Genomic DNA, 21,734 nt, shown 5'->3' with positions numbered 1-21,734 from the left:
TCTGGCTCACCCGTAGGTGTCGCCGGGACCCGTGCTGCCGGGGGCGCGCAGGGGGCCGTAGCGGTGGGCGGGACCCCCGGGGCCCAGCACCTTGATCAGCCTCACCGTGCCGTGCCCGAGGTCCTCGTTCAGGCGGGCGACCAGCTGCGGAGCGAGCAGCCGCAGGTTGGTGGCCCAGGCCGTCGAGTCGCACCGCACGACCAGTACCCGCTCGTCCTCGTCGTACTTCTCCGGTACGCAGTGCTTGGCCAGGTCGTCCCCGACGATCTGCGGCCAGCGGCCCATGACCCCGCCGACGGCGGCCGGGGTCTCCCAGCCGCGCTCGGTGATGAGCCGGTTGATGGCGGACCCCAGTGCCATGGGATCGCGCCCGTCGGCGTGCGCGCCGGAGCGCAGACCGCCACGACGCGCCTGCTTCTTGTCCCGCACCGCGTCCCCGCGCGCGCGTGCCTGCTCCTTCGCCGCGCGCAGGGCCACGCGCGCGAGGTCGACCCCGGAGGGCTCGGGAGCGTTCTTCGGGGTGTTCTCCGGGTCGGGTGTGTTCTCGCTCATACGCGCTCCACGGCGCCCTCGGACACGGCGTACCGCGTCCCCGCCAGTACGCCGGGCACGTCGTCGCCGACCGCGGCCGTCACGAGCACCTGCTCGCCGGGGGCCACCAGTTCGGCGAGGCGTTCGCGACGGCGGGTGTCCAGCTCGGCAAACACGTCGTCGAGGACCAGCACCGGCTCGTTGCCCTCGGCCCGCAGCAGGTCGTACGAGGCGAGGCGCAGCGACAGCGCGTACGACCAGGACTCGCCGTGTGACGCGTATCCCTTCGCGGGCAGCTGGCCAAGTTTGAGCAGTAGTTCGTCCCTGTGAGGGCCCACGAGGGTGACCCCCCGTTCGATCTCCTGCTTGCGGCTCTCCACCAGGGCCGCGGTCAGCTGTTCGTACAGTTCCTCGCGCGCGTGCCCGGTGATCCCGGGCGAGGAGGGCCTGTACTCCAGGGCCACCGGACCGCCGCCGGGCGCCAGCTGCTCGTACGCCTTGTCGGTGAGCGGCTGGAGCATGGCGATCAGGTCGAGCCGCTGGGCGAGCAGCTCGGCGCCCACGCGCGCGAGGTGCTGGTCCCACACGTCGAGGGTGGAGAGGTCCATCGTGCGGCCGCCGTGGCGGCGGGCGAGCGCGGCCGACTTCAGGAGGGTGTTGCGCTGCTTCAGGACCCGGTCGTAGTCCGAGCGCACGCCCGCCATCCGCGGGGAGCGTGCGGTGATCAGCTCGTCGAGGAACCGCCGGCGCTCACCGGGGTCGCCCTTGACCAGCGCCAGGTCCTCGGGCGCGAACAGCACGGTCCGTACGATGCCGAGTACGTCACGGGGTCTGACCTGCGAGGACCTGTTGATGCGGGCGCGGTTCGCCTTGCCGGGGTTCAGTTCGAGTTCCACGAGCTGCTGGCGATCGCCCTGGCGGATGTTGGCCCTGATGATCGCCCGCTCGGTACCCATCCGCACGAGTGGCGCGTCGGACGAGACCCGGTGGCTGCCCAGGGTGGCGAGATAGCCGACCGCCTCGACGAGGTTGGTCTTGCCCTGGCCATTGGGTCCCACGAACGCGGTGACGCCCGGGTCGAGCGGAACCTCGACCCGGGCGTACGAACGGAAGTCGGCCAGCGACAGATGCGTGACGTGCATGGTCGTTCGCCGACCTCCCCCGGAGCTGTGGATCCGCGGTGCGGACCCGTGGACTGCTTCTTCTCCCGAACCGCTGCCGGAATCCTCCGGACCGCCTCCGGGCTACTTCTTCTCGACGGCGTGGCCGCCGAACTGGTTGCGCAGTGCCGCGATCATCTTCATCTGCGGCGAGTCGTCCTGCCGGGACGCGAAGCGGGCGAACAGCGACGCGGTGATCGCGGGCAGCGGTACCGCGTTGTCGATGGCCGCCTCGACGGTCCAGCGGCCCTCGCCGGAGTCCTGCGCGAAGCCGCGCAGCCGCTCCAGGTGCTCGTCCTCGTCCAGCGCGTTGACCGCCAGGTCCAGCAGCCAGGAACGGATCACCGTGCCCTCCTGCCAGGACCGGAAGACCTCGCGCACATCGGTGACCGAGTCGACGGCCTGAAGCAGTTCCCAGCCCTCGGCGTAGGCCTGCATCATGGCGTACTCGATGCCGTTGTGGACCATCTTGGAGAAGTGCCCGGCGCCGACCTTGCCCGCGTGCACGAACCCCGCGTCGCCCTCCGGCTTGAGGGCGTCGAAGACCGGCTGGACCTTGGCGATGTGCTCGGCGTCGCCGCCGACCATCAGCGCATAGCCGTTCTTGAGGCCCCACACGCCCCCTGAGACGCCGGCGTCGACGAAACCGATGCCCTTGGCCGCCAGCTCCTCGGAGTGCTTCTCGTCGTCCGTCCAGCGCGAGTTCCCGCCGTCCACGACCACATCACCCGGCTCAAGAAGCTCGGCGAGCTCGTCGACGGTGGACTGCGTCGCGGCACCGGCCGGGACCATCACCCACACGACCCGCGGACCCTTGAGCTTGCCCACAAGCTCCTCAAGGCTGTGGACATCGGCGAGATCCGCGTTGCGGTCGTATCCGATGACGGTGTGGCCTGCGCGGCGAATGCGCTCGCGCATGTTGCCGCCCATCTTGCCGAGGCCGACGAGACCGAGCTCCATCAGGTTGTTCCTTCACTAGCGATGTGGCAGGAGGGCACTTTCGTGCCTGCGCCCGAGCCTAAACCCGGACTCTCCTGCCCACCTGTGGGCATAGCCGCTCAGACGTATGCCCTCACCTGCGGCTCTTCGTCAGCCGCTGAGCCGCACCGGCATGATCAGGTACTTGTAGGCCTCGTCCGCCTCGGCGTCCAGCGCGGGCCTGCCGCTGAGGAGCGCAGGCTTGGTGGACGTCGTGAAGGAGAGCTGCGCGACCGGGGAGTCGATGGCGCTCAGTCCGTCGAGCAGGAACGTCGGGTTGAAGGCGATCGAGACGTCGTCGCCCTCCAGCTGGGCGTCGACCCTCTCCACAGCCTGTGCGTCGTCGCTGGAGCCGGCCTCCAGGATCAGCACGCCCTGCTCGAAGCTCAGCCGCACCGGAGTGTTGCGCTCGGCGACCAGGGCCACACGCTTGACGGCCTCCACGAAGGGGGCGGTCTCGATGACGGCGATCGAGTTGAACTCCGTCGGGAACAGCGAGCGGTACTTCGGGAGATCGCCCTCCAGCAGACGCGTGGTCGTACGCCGGCCCGCTCCCTCGAAGCCGATCAGGCCCTCACCGGCTCCGGAGCCGGACAGCGCCAGGATCACGCTGTCGCCGCTCGTGAGCGCCTTGGCGGTGTCCAGGAGCGTCTTGGCGGGCACCAGGGCGACCGCGGACGCCTCGGGGTTCTCCGGCTTCCACAGGAACTCACGGACCGCGAAGCGGTAGCGGTCGGTGGAGGCCAGGGTGACCGTGTCGCCCTCGATCTCGATGCGCACACCGGTGAGCACAGGCAGCGTGTCGTCGCGGCCCGCTGCGATGGCCACCTGTGCGGCGGCCGAGGCGAAGACGTCACCGGGGACGGTGCCGGTCGCGACCGGCATCTGCGGCAGCGCCGGGTACTCCTCCACAGGCAGTGTGTGGAGGGTGAAGCGTGAGGAGCCGCAGACCACGGTCGCCCGTACACCGTCTGTGGAAATCTCCACCGGCCGGTTGGGGAGGGCGCGGCAGATGTCGGCGAGCAGGCGGCCGGAGACGAGCACCGTGCCTTCCTCGTCGATCTCCGCGTCCACGGAGACGCGTGCCGAGACCTCGTAGTCGAAGCTGGAGAGGCTCAGTGCGCCCTCCTCGGCCTTCAGAAGGAGGCCGGCGAGCACAGGCGCCGGTGGACGGGCCGGGAGGCTGCGTGCCGCCCAGGCCACTGCCTCCGCGAGTACGTCGCGTTCCACCCGGATCTTCACCGTTGCCGCCTCCGTCTGTTGCCGGCGCTCTCGCCCTGCTCGGTCTTCGTCGTCTGACTCGGCGTTGCTCAGCCCACCGATGGGCCGGTCGCCGGGGACCAGTCTGACGCACCGCACTGACAGTCGGTGCCTCTCGGGGTCAAGTCGTTCCGAGCGGCAGTCGAGGCTCCGAGCGTGAGTTGTGCACAGCCCAGGCTTCGAAACGGTTCTCAGGCTCTCTCTAGTTGTCAGTAGTAGTAGGGGCTGTGGATACCGTGGATAACCCCGTTTTCGCAGGTCAGAGCAGGTTTTTTGTCCACTGACCCTGTGGGTGGAGGCGGTGGATAACACGCCTCTTCTGTGGACGACGAAAAGTTCTGCACACTCCGTGCACAGGCAGGGGGTACTTCTCCCCAGCGCCGTCCCCAGCTTTACCCACGTTCCCCACAGCCCAACCCGGCACCTTCGTGTGACGCCTTTCACTCGACCCGGTGAGAACGCGCGTCGTGTTGCCGAACAGTGGACAGCGATGTGGAGAAGCTGACGATCACTGGGGACAACTGCCCCTAGCCTGTGGGTCGCCGGTGGACAACTTCCCGCACAGCCTGTGGATCATTTCTTTGTCCACAGGCTGTGGAGATCTTTTATCCACGGATCCACAGGCGACTGAGCTGGGCTGATTCTCTTTCAGCTGCCGTGCCTGTGGACACGATCTGGACAACTTCGCAGTCCCCAGGGTGTGGACACAAGAAAGTCCCCGAATCTGTGGAGGGCGCCCGTAACCAGGCGCGTAATCGAACAGCTGATGGCTGTCGGGTAACGGCGAAACGGGTCGGGGCGGGGCTCCGGAGGGGTTCGGAGGCGCTTCGGGAGGGGTTCCGGGGGCCCGAAGAGGGGTCCGGAGCCTCCGGGAGACGGTCCACAGGACGCGTACGGGAGCGTCTGAGCGCATCCGGGGACGGCGCGCCCCTTGCTGCCGATCTGGCGCAGGAACGGCGAAGGCGCCCTCGGGAACGAGTCCCGGGGCGCCTTCCGTGACGTACCGTGGTGGGTGTCAGCCGTTCTTGATGCGGTTCGTGAGTTCGGTGACCTGGTTGTAGATCGAGCGGCGCTCGGCCATCAGCGCGCGGATCTTGCGGTCGGCGTGCATCACGGTCGTGTGGTCACGGCCGCCGAACTGCGCGCCGATCTTCGGCAGGGAGAGGTCCGTCAGTTCGCGGCAGAGGTACATGGCGATCTGGCGGGCCGTCACCAGGACCCGGCTGCGCGAGGAGCCGCACAGGTCGTCCACCGTGAGGCCGAAGTAGTCGGCGGTGGCCGCCATGATGGCCGGCGCGGTGATCTCCGGGGACGAGTCCTCACCGCCGGGGATCAGGTCCTTGAGGACGATCTCGGTGAGACCGAGGTCGACCGGCTGCCGGTTGAGCGACGCGAACGCCGTCACCCGGATCAGCGCGCCCTCCAGCTCGCGGATGTTGCGCGAGATGCGGGACGCGATGAACTCCAGCACCTCCGGCGGGGCGTTGAGCTGCTCCTGCACCGCCTTCTTACGGAGGATGGCGATCCGGGTCTCCAGCTCGGGCGGCTGGACATCGGTGATCAGACCCCACTCGAAGCGGTTCCTCAGCCGGTCCTCCAGCGTCACCAGCTGCTTGGGCGGCCGGTCGCTGGAGAGCACGATCTGCTTGTTCGCGTTGTGGAGCGTGTTGAAGGTGTGGAAGAACTCCTCCTGCGTCGACTCCTTGTCCGCCAGGAACTGGATGTCGTCGACGAGCAGGATGTCCATCTCGCGGTACCGCTTGCGGAAGCTGTCGCCCTTGCCGTCGCGGATGGAGTTGATGAACTCGTTGGTGAACTCCTCCGAGCTCACGTACCGCACCCGCGTGCCCGGGTAGAGGCTGCGCGCGTAGTGCCCGATCGCGTGCAGCAGGTGCGTCTTGCCGAGCCCGGACTCCCCGTAGATGAAGAGCGGGTTGTACGCCTTGGCCGGAGCCTCGGCGACGGCGACGGCGGCCGCGTGCGCGAAACGGTTCGAGGCCCCGATGACGAAGGTGTCGAAGAGGTACTTCGGATTCAGGCGCGCGGTGGGCTCGCCGGGACCCGTCGCGGGCGCCGGCTGTGCGGCCAGCGGGCCCGGTGCGCCGCTGGAGGCGGGCAGTGACGAGCCGACGGGGCCGCCGCGGTGGACATGGCCCATGCCGGACGGCGAGGGAGGCTCGGACCGGTCACGGCGGTCGGGACGCTGGTCGTAGTCGGAGCGGGGCTGGTCGTAGTCGGGCCGCTGCTGCTCGTAGTCCGAGCGCTGGTCGTACGGAGAGCGGCCCGGCTGCTGCCGGTAGTCCCGCGGAGGGGACGCGTACGGGTCGCGGTCGGGGAAGCCCAGCCGCTGCTGCTGCCAGCCGTAGTCGTCCTGCGAGGGCCGCGGCCAGGCGCCCGGGTCGGGGCGCTGGTAGTCGGGGTACGCGGGGCGGGCCGTCGGGAGCTGGTCCTCGTGGGAGGGCGGCTGCTGATCGGGGCGGCCCTGCGGATGATCGTCCATGCGGTCGTCCGCGCGGTGCCGGCCATACCCGCGGTAGCCGTCGCGGCCCTGCGAGGGCGAGCGGTCCTGGTCCTCGTAACGCTGCTGCGACTGCTGGACGGGCGGCGCCGGCGGTGCGGGGGAGTCCCCCATCGAGTCGTCGACGGTGATCGCGATCCGGATCGGCCGGCCGCACTCACGCGTCAGCGTCTCGCTGACGATCGGGGCCAGGCGCCCTTCGAGGACGTTCTTCGCAAATTCGTTCGGGACGGCGAGCAGTGCGGTGTCCGCCACCAGCGCCAGCGGCTGGCAGCGCTTGATCCAGTGCTCGTCCTTCGTCTCGACACCCTGCCCGCGGCCCTCCCCGAGAAGTTGCTCCAATACTCGTGGCCACACTGCGGCAAGATCGGCAGGTACGTCAGCCACAGGGCACGCTCTCTCACGGGTCCCACGAACGTGTGATTCCTGGGACGGGTTGGGTTGGAACTCGGTGAACGGGGTGGACGAAGCTGCTGCAGCGGCCGGAACGAATGAGCTGGAGCGGAGAGAAGGGAACGAACCGGAGTCCGGCCACGGTAGTCAGGGCGACCCATGCGGTTCAAGTTGTTGTCCCCAGCCTGTGGACAGTGTCTCCCGTGCGGCGCCGGTTTGACCGGATGGCGTAGCCGCGCGTACCGTGACCAGGTCGAGTTGTCGATGGCTGCTGCCGCCTGCCTCCGATGGGCACAGATCGCGAAGAGTGATCGGGAAGCGGTGCACTCGGGCGTAATGCGAGCTACTCGTTGGCGCACGGTGACAGCCAGGACGGCACTCCGCCGCCACCGATTCTTTCTGGAGCCCCCGAGTGAGCAAGCGCACCTTCCAGCCGAACAACCGCCGTCGCGCCAAGACCCACGGCTTCCGCCTGCGGATGCGTACCCGTGCCGGCCGCGCGATTCTCGCGAACCGCCGTGGCAAGGGTCGCAGCAGCCTGTCCGCCTGATTACCTAAACAGGTCATGACGTGCTGCCTACCGAGCATCGGCTGAGGCGGCGCGAGGACTTCGCGACCGCGGTACGCCGAGGACGCCGGGCCGGACGCCCGCTCCTCGTCGTCCACCTTCGTAGCGGTGCAACAGACCCGCACGTGCCTGGGGAGAGCACTCCCCCGACGCGTGCGGGTTTCGTTGTCAGCAAAGCCGTGGGCGGAGCCGTCGTGCGCAACAAGGTGAAGCGTCGGCTTCGCCATCTGATGCGTACGCGAGTGGCTCGGCTGACCCCCGGTAGCCTGGTAGTCGTACGAGCGCTGCCCGGTGCGGGCGACGCCGACCATGCACAGCTGGCCCGAGACCTGGACGCCGCCCTGGAGCGGTTGCTGGGAGGGGGCGCGCGATGAAGTACCCGCTGCTGGCTCTCATCAAGATGTACCAGTGGACCATCAGCCCGTTGCTCGGGCCGGTGTGCAAGTACTACCCGTCGTGTTCCCACTACGGGTACCAAGCCATCGACCGGCACGGTGCGATCAAGGGAACGGCACTCACCGCCTGGCGCATCCTGCGCTGCAATCCGTGGTCGCTCGGCGGTGTGGACCATGTCCCGCCGCGCAAGCGTCCGCGGTGGCACGAGATGCTGCGCAACGCCTGGCGTGCACGCAAGGGCGGGAACTCCGCCGCCGAACCGGCCACCGAGGGGCACGGTATGTCCAACCATCCCTCAAGCCCGGCCGCCGAGACCCCGTCCCATGCTCAAGGAGCCTGATTAGTGGACACGATTGCCAGTATTTTCAGCTTCATCACGACACCCGTTTCCTGGGTCATCGTCCAGTTCCACTCGGTGTACGGCGCCATCTTCGGCCCCGACACGGGCTGGGCCTGGGGCTTGTCCATCGTGTCCCTGGTGATCCTGATCCGTATCTGCCTGATCCCGCTCTTCGTGAAGCAGATCAAGGCCACCCGGGCGATGCAGACGCTGCAGCCCGAGATGAAGAAGATCCAGGAGCGCTACAAGAACGACAAGCAGCGCCAGTCCGAAGAGATGATGAAGCTGTACAAGGAGACGGGTACCAACCCGCTCTCCTCGTGCCTTCCCATCCTGGCGCAGTCGCCGTTCTTCTTCGCCCTGTACCACGTGCTCAACGGCATCGCGTCGAACGACACCATCGGCGTGATCAACGACCGGCTGCTGGAGAGCGCGCAGAAGGCGCACATCTTCGGCGCCCCGCTGGCCGCGAAGTTCACGGACGGCAGCGCCAAGGTCGAAGCACTGGGCTCCTCGATCACCGACGTGCGCGTCGTCACGGCGATCATGATCGTCCTGATGTCGTTCTCGCAGTTCTACACGCAGCGTCAGCTGATGACGAAGAACGTCGACACCACGGTCAAGACGCCGTTCATGCAGCAGCAGAAGATGCTGATGTACGTCTTCCCGGTCATGTTCGCCGTCTTCGGTATCAACTTCCCCGTCGGTGTCCTCGTCTACTGGCTGACCACCAACGTGTGGACCATGGGCCAGCAGATGTACGTCATCCGCAACAACCCGACGCCGGGTTCCAAGGCCCAGGCCTCCTACCTGGAGCGCCTGAACAAGCACGTCACGCAGCACGGCAAGACCCGCGGGCGCGGAGAGAAGGCCATCGTCAAGGCCATCGTCGCCAAGGGCCGTGACCGCAACGAGTTCGAGCGCAAGTTCATCAACGGCCTGACCAAGGCGGGCCTGGCGGCCCAGGCCGACGGCAACGTGGTGAAGAGCGAGGCCTCGACCCTGGTCGAGACCGAGGACGGCACCCCGGTGGCAGGCGCGGCTCCCAAGCGCCAGCAGCCCAAGCGGCAGAGCAAGTCCCAGCGGCAGTCGGGCACGGTCCAGGGCGGTGCCAAGGCAGCGGGCGAGTCCGAGCCGAAGACCTCCCTCAGCAAGTCCGACGAACCGCAGGACGCCAAGCCCGACCCCAAGCCTGCGGGTGGCAAGCCCGCGTCCGGCGGTAAGCCCGCATCCGGTGGCACCCGGAGCAAGGCCCAGTCCGGACAGCGCAAGGGTCCGCAGCGGCCCAAGTCCCCGTCCAAGAAGTAAGCAAGAAGGAGTCCATCCCGTGACGGAAGGCACCACCTCCGCTGCCCCTGAGGGTGGCGACACCCTGACCCGCCTGGAGCAGGAGGGCGAGATCGCGGCCGACTACCTTGAGGGTCTGCTGGACATCGCCGACCTCGACGGCGACATCGACATGGATGTCGAGGCCGACCGTGCGGCTGTCTCGATCATCAGTGATTCCAACAGCCGTGACCTGCAGAAGCTGGTCGGCCGTGACGGCGAGGTGCTGGAGGCGCTCCAGGAGCTCACACGCCTGGCCGTGCACCGGGAGACCGGAGACCGCAGCCGGCTGATGCTGGACATCGCGGGCTATCGCGCCAAGAAGCGTGAGGAGCTCTCCGAGCTGGGCGCGAAGACCGCGGCCGAGGTCAGGAGCTCCGGTGAGCCGGTCAAGATGAATCCGATGACGCCCTTCGAGCGCAAGGTGGTGCACGACGCCGTCAAGGCGGCCGGCCTGCGCAGCGAGTCCGAGGGCGAGGAGCCGCAGCGCTTCGTCGTCGTGCTCCCCGCCTGATCAAGCACGTCGTACTTCCGGCCCCGTCTGTGTTCGCAGGCGGGGCCGAATTTTGTCAGCCCGGTGCTTGTCGATAGTTCCTGATAGTCCTTGTAGTCAGCGCGTCATGCGCTCAAGCGGTACGGAAGGACGGTTCCCCGTGACGGAGGCAGCGGAGCTCCCCCCTGCGCCCGAGCAGGCTCGGGCGGTATTCGGTGATCGCTTCGCGGACGCGGTTCGCTTCGCGGAGTTGCTGGCCGACGTGGGAGTTCAGCGCGGTCTGATCGGTCCTCGCGAAGTGCCTCGTCTGTGGGAACGGCATCTGTTGAACTGCGCCGTGCTCTCGGAAGTGGTTCCGGAGGGCGTGACCGTGTGCGACGTCGGATCCGGGGCCGGTCTGCCCGGCATCCCCCTGGCCCTTGTCCGCCCGGACCTCAAGATCACACTGCTTGAGCCGCTGCTGCGGCGCACGAACTTCCTCAACGAGGTCGTCGAGCTGCTTGGGCTCGACCACGTCACCGTGGTCCGTGGGCGGGCCGAGGAGGTCCTCGGCAAGCTGCCTCCGGTCCACGTGGTGACGGCCCGGGCGGTGGCTCCTCTGGACCGTCTCGCGGCCTGGGGAGTCCCGCTCCTGCGTCCGTACGGAGAGATGCTGCTCCTCAAGGGCGACACCGCGGAGGAAGAGGTCAAGAGCGCCGGAGCCGCCCTGAGCAAGCTCGGCGCCGTCGACACCTCGGTGCTGCACGTCGGCGAGGGCGTTGTGGAGCCCCTGGCCACGGTGGTGCGTGTGGAGGTCGGGGAGAGCCCAGGCGGTGTTCGGTTCGCGGCCAAACGGGCGAAGGCGGCGCGGACGGGGAGGACCCGCAGGCGCCGCTGACCCCGGTCCGGCGGGGATGCCGGACGGTGGGTGTACGTCGTCGGGGCGGAGGCATGGTGACTGATCCGTCCTGACGACGAGACGTACTCCACACAAGCTGCCGAACCTATGCATGCCGGAGTGTCGCGCGATGGCGACCCCGCGCCCTGTGCATCGTGTTTCACGTGAAACGTCGCTCATTGCTGCACGGCATCATCGGTCGCGGTCGTGCCGCGGCCGAACCCCGCGACCGTAACCCGCTGGGATCCCTGGGATCCTTCGGGAAAAGAGCCTCTCCTGCCCGAAGCGCGTCCCCCGAAGAGGGCACGGAGTTGTCCACAGAGGTGGATTTCTCCACAGAAGCACGGGCCTCGCTGGTTCACGACCCCGATGGCATGGGAGGCTCTGTTCATTGCGAGCCTGAAGTCGAGGAGAGTGAATCCTTGCGGTCCGACGCCAACATCGCGGGACCGATGACCGATCCGGTCCCCGGTCCCCGAACCGAGTCGATCGGGGACGATGTTTCACGTGAAACACCGCCCCCGATGGACGACACTCCCATTGGTCGTGCTGCCCAACTTGCTGTGGAGGCTCTAGGTCGAGCCGGCGAAGGCCTGCCACGGCCCGAGCAGACCCGCGTCATGGTGGTCGCCAACCAGAAGGGCGGGGTCGGAAAGACCACGACCACGGTCAACCTTGCTGCCTCTCTCGCGCTGCACGGCGGCCGGGTCCTGGTGATCGACCTGGATCCCCAGGGCAATGCGTCCACCGCGCTGGGGATCGACCATCACGCCGAAGTTCCGTCCATCTACGACGTGCTGATCGACAGCAGGCCGCTCTCCGAGGTTGTTCAGCCGGTCCCAGATGTCGAAGGCCTCTTCTGTGCGCCTGCCACGATCGATCTCGCCGGTGCGGAGATCGAGCTGGTGTCCCTGGTGGCACGTGAGAGTCGGCTGGAGCGGGCGATCCTGGCGTACGAGCAGCCGCTCGACTACATCCTCATCGACTGCCCGCCCTCCCTGGGACTGCTGACGGTCAACGCGCTCGTCGCGGGCGCCGAGGTCCTCATCCCGATCCAGTGCGAGTACTACGCACTGGAGGGTCTGGGCCAGCTGCTACGCAACGTCGACCTGGTTCGGGGACACCTCAACCCCAACCTGCACGTGTCGACGATCCTGCTCACCATGTACGACGGCAGGACGCGTCTCGCCTCCCAGGTCGCCGACGAGGTGCGCAGCCACTTCGGCGAAGAGGTACTGCGTACGAGCATTCCGCGCTCGGTCCGTATCTCCGAAGCCCCCAGCTATGGGCAGACGGTGCTGACCTACGATCCGGGATCGAGCGGCGCTCTCTCCTATCTTGAGGCGGCGCGCGAGATCGCCTTGCGCGGAGCTGGCGTGGCCTACGACGCGCAACACGCCCACATGGGCGCACACAATGAACAGAGCATGGTGGAGGGGATCCAGTGAGCGAGCGACGGAGGGGGTTGGGCCGTGGTCTCGGCGCACTGATCCCTGCTGCCCCGACAGGGGATAAGGCAGTACCGCCGGCGATGGGCGGAGCGTCCGCATCGCCGGGAGCCGTACCGGTGCTCACCGCTGAGCGCGGGGTGGCGGCGGCCAAGGTCGCCGCACTTCCGCCGGCCCAGGTTTCCCATGAGCCGGAAGAGCCGTCGGCGAGCGTGTTCGGGGAGGCTCCGGCAGCACCTGTGGGTGCGTACTTCGCCGAGCTGCCCCTCGACTTCATCACGCCGAACCCGCGTCAGCCCCGCGAGGTGTTCGACGACGACGCTCTCGCCGAGCTCGTCACCTCCATCAAGGAGGTCGGGCTTCTTCAGCCGGTCGTCGTACGGCAGGCGGGACCGACGCGCTACGAGCTCATCATGGGCGAGCGCCGCTGGAGGGCCTGCCGTGAGGCGGGGCTTGAGGCCATCCCGGCGATCGTGCGTGCCACGGATGACGAGAAGCTTCTCCTGGACGCCCTCCTGGAGAACCTGCACCGGGCTCAGCTGAACCCGCTGGAAGAGGCTGCCGCCTACGACCAGCTGCTCCAGGACTTCAACTGCACGCACGATCAGCTGGCCGACCGCATCGGGCGTTCACGTCCTCAGGTCTCCAACACCCTGCGTCTGCTGAAGCTCTCGCCCTCGGTCCAGCGTCGGGTGGCCGCGGGTGTTCTTTCCGCCGGACACGCCCGCGCTCTGCTCTCCGTCGCGGACTCGGAGGAGCAGGACCGACTGGCTCACCGGATCGTGGCCGAGGGACTCTCGGTGCGGGCCGTCGAAGAGATCGTCACCCTCATGGGTTCACGGCCGCAGTCGGCTCCGCGTTCCAAGGGGCCGCGAGCCGGTGCTCTGGTCTCTCCCGCGCTGAGCGATCTCGCGGGCCGTCTCTCGGACCGCTTCGAGACCCGGGTGAAGGTCGACCTCGGTCAGAAGAAGGGCAAGATCACCGTCGAGTTCGCCTCGATGGAGGACCTTGAGCGGATCCTCGGCTCGCTCGCCCCTGGTGAGGGACCGGTTCTGCAGAAGAGTCTCCTGGACGACGACTCCGAGGACCCGGAGTCCTGAGTCTCGACCGGCCGGTCGGCTGAGCCGGCCGGCCAGTGTCGCGGGCCGTGTCCGGTGTGTACCGGAACACGGCCCGCTCTTTGCTTTCTGTCGGTATCGATGGAATCGCATCGTGGATACGATGCGTTCGGGTATGGCGCATTCACCTGGCAGTACCTTCTGTGGGGAGGCGGAGGCCATGCGAACGGTGAGCCGCACAGGACTGGTGAGCGCGGCGCTGGGGCTCGGCGCGGTCGGCGGATTCGTCGGCAGCCTGCTTCGGGAACGGAGCGCTCTGACAGCCGCCCGCGATGCCGCGGGCGAGGGAAGCGAGGAACTGCCTTCATGGGGCGCCGGCTCGTACCGCTCACGCTGGACAACCTTCAGGACCTTCCCGAGCGCTGTCGCGCGTGCGTCTTCTGGGAGTTGGACCCAGTCAGCGGCCAGGCCGCGGTAAAGGCAGGCACTCCCGATCTGGAGAAGGAGGCATGGATCTCCGCCGTTCTGCTGGAGTGGGGATCCTGCGGCCGGGTCGTCTATGTGGACGACACACCGGTGGGCTTCGTGATGTACGCGCCGCCCGCCTACGTACCGCGTTCCACGGCTTTTCCCACGAGCCCGGTCTCGCCTGACGCGATCCAGCTGATGACGGCCTTCATCCTGCCGGAGTTCCAGGGGCAGGGGCTCGGACGTGTGATGGTCCAGACGGTTGCCAAGGATCTGCTGCGGCGAGGCTTCAAAGCCATCGAGGCCTTTGGGGACGCTCGGTGGAAGGAGCCCGCCTGCGTCCTTCCCGCCGACCATCTGCTGGCTGTGGGCTTCAAGACCGTCCGGCCGCACCCGACGTACCCGCGGTTGCGTCTGGAGCTGCGGACGACGCTCTCCTGGAAGGAAGACGTGGAGTTGGCGCTCGACCGGTTGCTGGGAGCCGTACAGAAGGAACCAGCCCTACGCCCGCTGTAGAGCGGATCGTGCTGGGCATACGAAATGGGCCGACCCGCTGGGGTCGGCCCATTCATGTTTCACGTGAAACATCGTCGCCCGCGAGCGACGGCTTGCTGCACTACTAGGCGATGAAGTCCTCAAGGTCCCGCACGATCGCGGCCTTCGGCTTCGCACCGACGATGGTCTTGGCGACCTCGCCGTCCTGGTAGACGTTCAGGGTCGGGATGGACATGACGCCGTACTTGGCGGCCGTACCCGGGTTCTCGTCGATGTTGAGCTTGACGATCTCGATCTTGTCGCCGTACTCGGCGGCGATCGCCTCAAGGGACGGCGCGATCTGGCGGCAGGGACCGCACCAAGCGGCCCAGAAGTCCACCAGTACGGGCTTGTCGCTCTTCAGTACGTCCTGCTCGAAAGAGTCGTCTGTCACGTGCTTCAGGGTGCCGGCCACGGCGGGCTCCTTAACTGGTTGGTGCGGTGAGGCGGATGGGGGTCAGACAGTGGTCTTCTCGGGCTCCGCAGGCTCGCCGTCCGCGAGGGCGGCGAGGAATCGCTCGGCGTCGAGAGCTGCGGAGCAGCCGGTGCCGGCCGCGGTGATCGCCTGACGGTAGGTGTGGTCGACGACGTCGCCGGCGCCGAAGACACCCGTCAGGTTCGTGCGGGTCGAGGGCGCCTCGACCTCCAGGTAGCCCTCCTCGTCCAGGTCGAGCTGGCCCTTGAAGAGCTCCGTGCGCGGGTCATGGCCGATCGCGATGAACAGGCCGGTGACAGGCAGCTCGGACGTCTCGCCGGTCTTCAGGTTGCGCAGCTTCAGGCCGGCGAGCTTCTGGTCGCCCTGGATCTCGGCCACCTCGCTGTCCCAGACGAACTTGATCTTCGGGTCGGCGAAGGCGCGTTCCTGCATCGCCTTGGACGCGCGCAGCGTCTCACGCCGGTGGACGATGGTCACGGACTTGGCGAACCGGGAGAGGAAGGTGGCCTCCTCCATGGCGGTGTCGCCGCCGCCGATCACGGCGATGTCCTGGTCCTTGAAGAAGAAGCCGTCACAGGTCGCGCACCAGGAGACGCCGCGTCCGGAGAGGGCGTCCTCCTTCGGCAGGCCCAGCTTGCGGTGCTGCGAGCCGGTGGTGACGATGACGGCCCTCGCCCGGTGGACGGTGCCCGCGGTGTCCGTGACGGTCTTGATCTCACCGCTGAGGTCGACCGAGACGATGTCGTCCGGGATCAGCTCGGCACCGAAGCGCTCGGCCTGTGCCCGCATGTTGTCCATGAGCTCGGGGCCCATGATCCCGTTCTGGAAGCCGGGGAAGTTCTCCACCTCGGTCGTGTTCATGAGGGCACCACCCGCGGTGACGGCGCCCTCGAAGACCAGCGGCTTCAGTGACGCGCGCGCGGTATAGAGCGCCGCCGTGTAGCCGGCGGGGCCGGAGCCGATGATGATCACGTTACGGACGTCGGTCACGGCTTGATTCCTCGTCTCTGGGGACTGCTACGTACGACCGGGGGAGCTTCTCTCGGAACTCTCACCCCACCCAACGGATCCTAAGGGGCGCGCATTCCCACTGTGTCCGGGCACACGAAGACGAGTCACCGCGAGGGGAGGTCAGGGCCGGGCCGTAGTGTGCCGACAGCCGTCCGTGGCGGAGCCGAGCAGACTCAGCTGCGCGGGTAGGTGTGCTCCAGCAGGACCTTGCCACCGGAGGCCGACGGCTTGTCCATACAGGCGGAGTCGACGACGTACGCCGTGACCTGTGTCAGATCGGTGGCGGCGGGCAGCACCACGAGATACGCGTCCGTGCCCTCGTAGGAGCCTTCCTTGGATGCGATCGGAATCGCATCGCGGCCGATCCCCTGCAAGACGCAGCTGGGCACCGAGGGAGTGTTGAGCACCTGCGGCCCATCGGTGGATGCGGTGCCCTGAGGGCGGGAGCTGCGCGGACCGCCGCCCTTCTCCTCCTCCGCCTTGGCCAGGAGATCCGCTACCTGGTTTTCCAGCTTCTCCCCGGCGAACGTGTTCGCGGAGTCGCTCTGCTGTGGAGATGCCGACGGCGGGTCGTTGTCCGTGCCGTCGCCCCCCATTGCCTGGATCAGCAGGCCTCCGAGGCCCAGCGCGGCTGCCGTGAACATGGCGCCGAGGACGACGGTGCTGCGGCGACCGCGACGGGGGCGGTTCGTGCGACCCGGTCCGGTGGCGGCCCGTGAATGTCCCGCGGGGCGGTCCGTCACGGTCGATGTTTCACGTGAAACATGACCGCTGCCGTCGCCGCTCTGGCTCCTGCGCTCATCGTCGGCCGACGGACGGGACTCACTCACGGACGACAGAGCGCCCGCACCGGAGGCACCGGGCGCTGTGGCGTTCAGCAGGGCTTCGGCGGCGAGGGCGGCGTCGATGCGTCCGGCGACGTCGTCGGGCATCCGCAGGGGGCCCGGCAGCGTACCGAGCATGCCGCGGATCTCTTCCAGCGAGTCGTACACGTCGGCGCAGAGGGTGCAGTCGTCCAGGTGACGTCGTACATCGGCTGAACGGGACGAGGGGAGCAGACCTTCGGTGAGGTCGGAGATCTCCGTGACGTCCGGGTGCCCGGCCGTGTCGGTCGTGGATGTCACGCTCGCCCACCTCCGCCCTTCACAGCCGCTGAATCGCTTGGTCCGTCATGTGGTCCCGCTGCGGGTGGGACGGATGTCCCCTGCGTACGGTTCCTTCCCTCGCCCGACTTCTTGCTCGGTCTGTCGCTCCCGCTCTCCGTGCGCAGGTGTTTGAGCAGGGGGAGGAGCCTGGCTCTGCCACGGGCGCAGCGGCTCTTCACCGTGCCGGTCGGCACGTCGAGCAGACTGGCGGCCTCCGCCACGGGGTAACCCTGCATGTCCACCAGGACGAGAGCGGCCCGCTGGTCGGCGGGCAGGGTGCCCAGAGCAGCCAGCAGCTCGCGGTGCAGATCATTGCGCTCGGCCGGCGCGGAAGCCGACTCATGCGGCTCCAGGAGCTGCTCCAGGCGCTCCGTGTCGTCCACGGGGGAGGTCTTCCTGGAGGCCGTCTTGCGGGCCCGGTCCAGGCAGGCGTTCACCGTGATCCGGTGCAGCCAGGTGGTGACGGCCGACTGGCCGCGGAAGGTGTGGGCGGCCCGGTAGGCGGAGACGAGAGCGTCCTGGACGGCGTCAGCGGCTTCCTCGCGGTCGCCCAGCGTCCGCAGGGCCACGGCCCAGAGCCGGTCGCGGTGACGCCGTACGAGCTCGCCGAAGGCATCGGGATCACCCTCGACATGACGGGTGAGGAGGTCCTGATCGCTTACTTCGCTGTAGGCGCCGTCCGCCATCGAACCCCCTCCCCCTCGGTTGCTCCTCAGCCGGTGAACTTCACGTCGGTGATCGCCTGCTTGTACCCGGCGCCACTGAACTGGTCGCCGACCGCGTTCGGCACCGCCGTGATCCAGACCAGAACGTACCGGGTCTTCACAGCCTTCTTGGCCGAGATCTTCAAGTCCGTCGTACTGGTCTTGCCGGCTGCGATCTTCGTCATCGAACCCAGACTCTGCGAGGACGACAACGAGTTGGCCGCGTAGAGCGTGGCCGTCGTGTGGTCGCCCGCGTAGTACAGCCCTATCGAGGCCGCCGACACGTCCTTCTCGGACCCGAGGTCGTAGACGATCCCGACGCCCTCCTTGAAGGGCGCCAGCGTGGGGCCGCCCCGGTAGGAGTAGGTCCTCCAGTACGTGGAGCTGTCCTTGTCGTACGTCAGGCCCACGTCGTTCGCATGCTGGGGCTTGCCGTCCGGGAAGTACTCGGCGGCGCTCTGGATCGTGAGCGGCTTGGCCGGCTTCGTCTCGTCGCCGCTCTTGTCGTTGTCGTCCGTGATCTGGGTGTCGCCCGTCTCGTCGGACTTCCCGTGATCCATGAGCGCGTCGGCGAGCTGCCAGCTGCCCAGTCCCAGCGCGGCGATCAGAAGCGCGGACACAGCCCACTTGAGGGCTTTGCCGGTGCGGGTCTGCAGCGGGGGAAGCGGCGCCGACATCGCCTGGGTGGCTCCCGGGTGAGGCGCGGGGCGGCCGTAGTTGCCCTGCTGGTACGTCGTGCGCTGATAGTCGGGCGGCGCGGTGAACGTCGGCTCGGGCGGACGGATGCGGGGCATCTCGCCGATCGCCTTCACCAGTTCCTCCGGCGTGGTGCACGGAGGTTCCTGACGGGACGCGGTGGCCCCGTCGTTGGCGAGTGCGCGCATCGCGAGCTCGGAGAGACCGCGGTGCACGCCTGCGCGTACCTGGTCGGGCGCGATGAGGCCGACGCCCTTGGGCAGTCCGGAGAGCCCGTACGCGTCGTCCTCGTACGGCCAGCGCTGCGTGAGCGTGGCGTACAGGAGAGCGCCGATCGCCTCCGTGTCCGTGCGCTGCGGGGTGTCCGAAGTGATGCCGCGCAGCGCGGCGTTCACGGCGAGGCCCCGGATGCGCCACTGACCGGACGAGGTGCGCAGCACGGCGCCCGGGGTCAGCTTCAGATGCGCCAGCCCCTCGCGATGCGCGGCGGCCATCGCCTGGGAGACCTGACTGACCATCTGGTACGCCTCGTGCACCTCAAGCGTTCCGGCGGCCAGGAGCGTCGTCAGCTCCGTGGCGTCGGGCAGCCATTCGTGCACCACATAGACGAGGTCGTTCTCCTCGACCGCGTCCAGGACCTGGACGAACCGGGGGTCGCCCAGCAGGGCGGACGAACGGGCCGCCGCGAGGACGGAACGCGCTCGTGGATGGTCGGCGGGCAGCAGGTGCACACCGACGGCACGGCGGAGTTTCTCGTCCACCGCACGCCAACTGCTGAAACCGTCCACACGGGTGACGCACTCCTCCAGGCGATAACGTCTGGCGAGTTTGTGACCGCTGTGCAACTCGGGCGGTGCAGTCCTGCCGGGGCTCTCGTTCCCCCCGCTCCCCTGTGCCTCTGTGCTCTCCGAGCTGTCCGTGTCCCGCTCCCGGTTCTGGGCCACCCCGTCGGCCGTGGACTGGTCCGCCTTCGCGGTCAGCGGCTCATCGCCGCTGTTGTCCGCCACGTCGACGGCAGCCGTGCTCCGTTCCGCCACCGTCGCTCCTGCCTCCCCATTCGTTGCGCGCTGTCCGACGCCAAAGCCAATTGTGCCCACAGTCCGTCCCTCTGCACGACACGCGGTCGCGGACGATGGTTGTGCGCATACCCCGCTCTCAGCGCCCAAGGCGCCCGCGGACCATGCCCACCATTCCGTTCAGTTCCTCGATGCGCATCCGTCGCGCCGCGACGAAGAAGACTCCGAGCAGTACGACACCGCCGCCGATCAGGGCGACGAGCGAGCCTCCGACGCCCTGTCCCAGCGACTTGCTGATTCCGTAGCAGGCCGCGCCGCTGAGCAGCGCGGCCGGTACCGCGGCGATCGCGAGCCGCGCGTAGGTGCGCAGGACGCGTCCGCCGTCCAGGTCGCCGCCCAGCCGCTTGCTCAGCCGCCGCCACGCGACCCCGACGCCGATCGCGTAGGCGATCCCGTACGAGGCGGCCATGCCCGCGACCGCCCACCGCGAGGGAAGCAGAAGGAAACAGAGCGCGGAGGCACTGGCGTTGACGACGGCCACGATGACCGTGTTGTAGAAGGGGGTGCGGGTGTCCTCGTACGCGTAGAAGGCTCGCAGCACCACGTACTGGACGGAGTAGGGGATCAGGCCGATGCCGAAGGCCATCAGCATGAAGCCCATGTTGGTGGCCTCGCTGGTCCCGGAGGCGCCGAACATCAGCGTGCACATCGGGATGCCCAGTGCGACGAAGCCGAAGGAGATCGGCACGATCGCCACGGCCGTCGTGCGCAGCCCCTGGGAGATGTCGTCGCGTACGGCGCCGGTGTCGCCCTCGTGGGCCGAGCGTGCGAGGCGCGGCAGGAGGGCGGCCATCAGGGAGACCGTGATGATGGCCTGCGGGAGGCCCCAGATGAGTTGGGCGTTGGCGTAGGCGGCGAAGCCGGTGCCGTCGACCGGCGAGTCCTTGCCCGCCGCGGTGGACAGCTGGGTCACGACGATCGCGCCCGCCTGGTTGGCGAGGACGAAGAGCACGGTCCACTTGGCGAGCATCGCCGCCTTGCCGAGTCCGTGGCCCTTCCAGTCGAAGCGCAGCCGCAGCCGGAAGCCTGTCTCACGGAGGTAGGGGATCATCGCGAGGGCCTGGACGACGAGGCCGAGCAGGACGCCGATGCCGAGCAGCCGCTCGCCCTCGGGCGGGATGGTCGAGGCCTCCATGCCGGAGCTGCTCGCGGTGCCGTACACCCAGATGAACATGCCGAGCGTCACGATGATGACGACGTTGTTCAGGACCGGGGTCCACATCATCGCGCCGAACTTCCCGCGCGCGTTGAGGATCTGACCCATCACCACGTGGACGCCCATGAAAAAGATCGTGGGCAGGAAGTAGCGGGCGAACGTGACGGCGACGCCGTTGGCCGCCGGATCGCCCGCGACCCGTGTCGACAGCGCGCGGACCAGCAGGGGTGCGGCGAGCACCGCGAGTGCGGTGAGCAGGCCGAGAACCACGATGACGAGGGTCAGCAGGCGGTTGGCGTAGGCCTCACCACCGTCCTCGTCGTCCTTCATGGCACGCACCAGCTGCGGTACGAAGACGGAGTTGAGGCCGCCGCCGACGGTGAGGATGTAGATCATCGTCGGCAGCTGGTAGGCGACCTGGAAGGTGTCACCGAGAAGGCCGACGCCCAGCGCCGCGACGATCAGCGCGGAGCGGATGAAGCCGGTGAGACGGGACACCATGGTCCCGGCCGCCATCACGGCGCTCGACTTCAGCAGCCCCGACGCACGGCCCCCGGACTTCTTGGCGGGGGCGGCCGGGGGCGCGGGAGGCGCCATGGTGGCCGCCGTCGGCTCCCTCGCCGGCGGGGGCACGCTGGGCGGCCCGGCGGGAGGCTGGACGCCGCCCTGCTGCTGGTCCCGGAAGAGATGGGCGAACGCGTCCGGCTCGTGGCGCTCCTCGCCGGCCTGGGTCACCAGGTCGTCCACACCCACGAACTGCGTCGTCCGGGGATCGTCCCCGTAGGGCAGGTACTGGGTGGGGCCCTCCGGCTCGGGCGCCGGGGTCTGTGCCCACACGCGGGGGTCGGGGGCGTACGGGGACTGGGGCGGCTGGGCGTAGAGCGGAGGCTGCGGCGGGTACGTGCCGGGCGGCGGCGGAGGATGCGCGGCGCGGTCGTAGAGAGCCTCGGTGACCGGGTCCTGGGCGGACAGGTCCTGGGCCCGGTAGGGGTCCTGGGCATAGGCGTCCTGGAAGTACACCTCGGCCGCGGGCTGCGGAGGCACCTCGCCAGGTTCCGGCGGGCCCTGCGGCGGGCCGTCGGGGTGGCCGGAGCCTCCCGCGCCCTGACCGCGGTCACCGTCGTACGGCGCGTTCATGGTTACCCCACCTCATCGTCCCCGG

At 68.4% G+C, this 21,734-nt stretch carries 20 protein-coding genes; 9 read left to right on the top strand and 11 right to left on the bottom strand.

The window, feature by feature from the left end:
• Positions 1–6: 6 nt before the first annotated feature.
• The 5 genes from ACZ60E_RS12545 to dnaA all read right to left on the bottom strand — a co-directional run bounded on the left by ACZ60E_RS12545 (position 7) and on the right by dnaA (position 6,834).
• Positions 7–552, bottom strand: coding sequence for a DciA family protein (locus tag ACZ60E_RS12545; RefSeq protein ID WP_469439939.1), 546 nt, complete (start codon positions 550–552; stop codon positions 7–9).
• A complete protein-coding gene (gene recF, locus ACZ60E_RS12540; protein WP_384803838.1) occupies positions 549–1,673 on the bottom strand; it encodes a DNA replication/repair protein RecF in 1,125 nt (374 codons plus the stop codon). The genes ACZ60E_RS12545 and recF overlap by 4 nt, the downstream gene beginning before the upstream one ends.
• Positions 1,674–1,775: 102 nt before the next feature.
• On the bottom strand, positions 1,776–2,651 hold the full coding sequence (gene gnd, locus ACZ60E_RS12535; protein ID WP_469439938.1) for a phosphogluconate dehydrogenase (NAD(+)-dependent, decarboxylating): 876 nt from the start codon (positions 2,649–2,651) through the stop codon (positions 1,776–1,778).
• Between the two features lie 129 nt (positions 2,652–2,780).
• Positions 2,781–3,911, bottom strand: coding sequence for a DNA polymerase III subunit beta (gene dnaN / locus ACZ60E_RS12530; protein WP_384807856.1), 1,131 nt, complete (start codon positions 3,909–3,911; stop codon positions 2,781–2,783).
• Between the two features lie 1,033 nt (positions 3,912–4,944).
• Positions 4,945–6,834, bottom strand: coding sequence for a chromosomal replication initiator protein DnaA (dnaA, locus tag ACZ60E_RS12525; RefSeq protein ID WP_384807854.1), 1,890 nt, complete (start codon positions 6,832–6,834; stop codon positions 4,945–4,947).
• Positions 6,835–7,252: 418 nt separating this feature from the next.
• Between dnaA and rpmH the strand changes: the two genes are divergently transcribed.
• The 9 genes from rpmH to ACZ60E_RS12480 all read left to right on the top strand — a co-directional run bounded on the left by rpmH (position 7,253) and on the right by ACZ60E_RS12480 (position 14,330).
• The gene (rpmH, locus tag ACZ60E_RS12520) at positions 7,253–7,390 is read left to right on the top strand and encodes a 50S ribosomal protein L34 (protein WP_003967884.1); all 138 of its coding nucleotides are present in this window, start codon (positions 7,253–7,255) and stop codon (positions 7,388–7,390) included.
• 20 nt (positions 7,391–7,410) lie between these two features.
• Positions 7,411–7,782, top strand: coding sequence for a ribonuclease P protein component (rnpA, locus tag ACZ60E_RS12515; protein WP_210881459.1), 372 nt, complete (start codon positions 7,411–7,413; stop codon positions 7,780–7,782).
• Entirely contained in the window at positions 7,779–8,144 is a 366-nt protein-coding gene (gene yidD, locus ACZ60E_RS12510) for a membrane protein insertion efficiency factor YidD (protein WP_384807852.1), read from the top strand. The genes rnpA and yidD overlap by 4 nt, the downstream gene beginning before the upstream one ends.
• 3 nt (positions 8,145–8,147) lie before the next feature.
• The gene (yidC, locus tag ACZ60E_RS12505; protein WP_385833730.1) at positions 8,148–9,452 is read left to right on the top strand and encodes a membrane protein insertase YidC; all 1,305 of its coding nucleotides are present in this window, start codon (positions 8,148–8,150) and stop codon (positions 9,450–9,452) included.
• Between the two features lie 19 nt (positions 9,453–9,471).
• Positions 9,472–9,984 (top strand): Jag family protein, encoded by a 513-nt coding sequence (locus ACZ60E_RS12500; RefSeq protein ID WP_210881456.1) that lies wholly within the window; start codon positions 9,472–9,474, stop codon positions 9,982–9,984.
• Between the two features lie 139 nt (positions 9,985–10,123).
• Positions 10,124–10,840 (top strand): 16S rRNA (guanine(527)-N(7))-methyltransferase RsmG, encoded by a 717-nt coding sequence (gene rsmG / locus ACZ60E_RS12495; protein ID WP_210881455.1) that lies wholly within the window; start codon positions 10,124–10,126, stop codon positions 10,838–10,840.
• 374 nt (positions 10,841–11,214) lie between these two features.
• The gene (locus tag ACZ60E_RS12490) at positions 11,215–12,288 is read left to right on the top strand and encodes an AAA family ATPase (protein ID WP_107020407.1); all 1,074 of its coding nucleotides are present in this window, start codon (positions 11,215–11,217) and stop codon (positions 12,286–12,288) included.
• Positions 12,285–13,388 (top strand): ParB/RepB/Spo0J family partition protein, encoded by a 1,104-nt coding sequence (locus ACZ60E_RS12485; protein WP_453791313.1) that lies wholly within the window; start codon positions 12,285–12,287, stop codon positions 13,386–13,388. Before ACZ60E_RS12490 ends, ACZ60E_RS12485 begins: the two co-directional genes overlap by 4 nt.
• Before the next feature lie 324 nt (positions 13,389–13,712).
• On the top strand, positions 13,713–14,330 hold the full coding sequence (locus ACZ60E_RS12480; protein ID WP_384807847.1) for a GNAT family N-acetyltransferase: 618 nt from the start codon (positions 13,713–13,715) through the stop codon (positions 14,328–14,330).
• Between the two features lie 103 nt (positions 14,331–14,433).
• On the opposite strand, the gene trxA is transcribed toward ACZ60E_RS12480, so the two are convergent.
• The 6 genes from trxA to murJ form a co-directional block, all read right to left on the bottom strand.
• The gene (trxA, locus tag ACZ60E_RS12475; RefSeq protein ID WP_384807845.1) at positions 14,434–14,763 is read right to left on the bottom strand and encodes a thioredoxin; all 330 of its coding nucleotides are present in this window, start codon (positions 14,761–14,763) and stop codon (positions 14,434–14,436) included.
• Positions 14,764–14,805: 42 nt separating this feature from the next.
• The gene (gene trxB / locus ACZ60E_RS12470; protein ID WP_469439934.1) at positions 14,806–15,774 is read right to left on the bottom strand and encodes a thioredoxin-disulfide reductase; all 969 of its coding nucleotides are present in this window, start codon (positions 15,772–15,774) and stop codon (positions 14,806–14,808) included.
• 194 nt (positions 15,775–15,968) lie between these two features.
• A complete protein-coding gene (locus ACZ60E_RS12465) occupies positions 15,969–16,919 on the bottom strand; it encodes an anti-sigma factor (protein WP_469439933.1) in 951 nt (316 codons plus the stop codon).
• On the bottom strand, positions 16,916–17,626 hold the full coding sequence (gene sigM / locus ACZ60E_RS12460) for an RNA polymerase sigma factor SigM (protein ID WP_469439932.1): 711 nt from the start codon (positions 17,624–17,626) through the stop codon (positions 16,916–16,918). The genes ACZ60E_RS12465 and sigM overlap by 4 nt, the downstream gene beginning before the upstream one ends.
• A gap of 26 nt (positions 17,627–17,652) precedes the next feature.
• A complete protein-coding gene (locus tag ACZ60E_RS12455; RefSeq protein WP_469439930.1) occupies positions 17,653–19,377 on the bottom strand; it encodes a protein kinase family protein in 1,725 nt (574 codons plus the stop codon).
• 118 nt (positions 19,378–19,495) lie between these two features.
• Positions 19,496–21,709: a murein biosynthesis integral membrane protein MurJ gene (murJ, locus tag ACZ60E_RS12450; RefSeq protein WP_384807836.1), complete on the bottom strand. Its 2,214-nt coding sequence runs from the start codon at positions 21,707–21,709 to the stop codon at positions 19,496–19,498.
• Positions 21,710–21,734: the final 25 nt, after the last annotated feature.

This window comes from Streptomyces sp. NPDC102514 (genome assembly GCF_055584525.1).
This window is presented reverse-complemented; position numbering and strand designations above follow the sequence as displayed.

Coding starts and splice junctions, on each gene's coding strand:
- ACZ60E_RS12545 (WP_469439939.1), bottom strand. CDS start 552: ATGAGCGAGAACACACCCGACCCGGAGAACACCCCGAAGAACGCTCCC.
- recF (WP_384803838.1), bottom strand. CDS start 1,673: ATGCACGTCACGCATCTGTCGCTGGCCGACTTCCGTTCGTACGCCCGG.
- gnd (WP_469439938.1), bottom strand. CDS start 2,651: ATGGAGCTCGGTCTCGTCGGCCTCGGCAAGATGGGCGGCAACATGCGC.
- yidD (WP_384807852.1), top strand. CDS start 7,779: ATGAAGTACCCGCTGCTGGCTCTCATCAAGATGTACCAGTGGACCATC.
- ACZ60E_RS12490 (WP_107020407.1), top strand. CDS start 11,215: ATGGGAGGCTCTGTTCATTGCGAGCCTGAAGTCGAGGAGAGTGAATCC.
- ACZ60E_RS12480 (WP_384807847.1), top strand. CDS start 13,713: ATGGGGCGCCGGCTCGTACCGCTCACGCTGGACAACCTTCAGGACCTT.
- sigM (WP_469439932.1), bottom strand. CDS start 17,626: ATGGCGGACGGCGCCTACAGCGAAGTAAGCGATCAGGACCTCCTCACC.
- murJ (WP_384807836.1), bottom strand. CDS start 21,709: ATGAACGCGCCGTACGACGGTGACCGCGGTCAGGGCGCGGGAGGCTCC.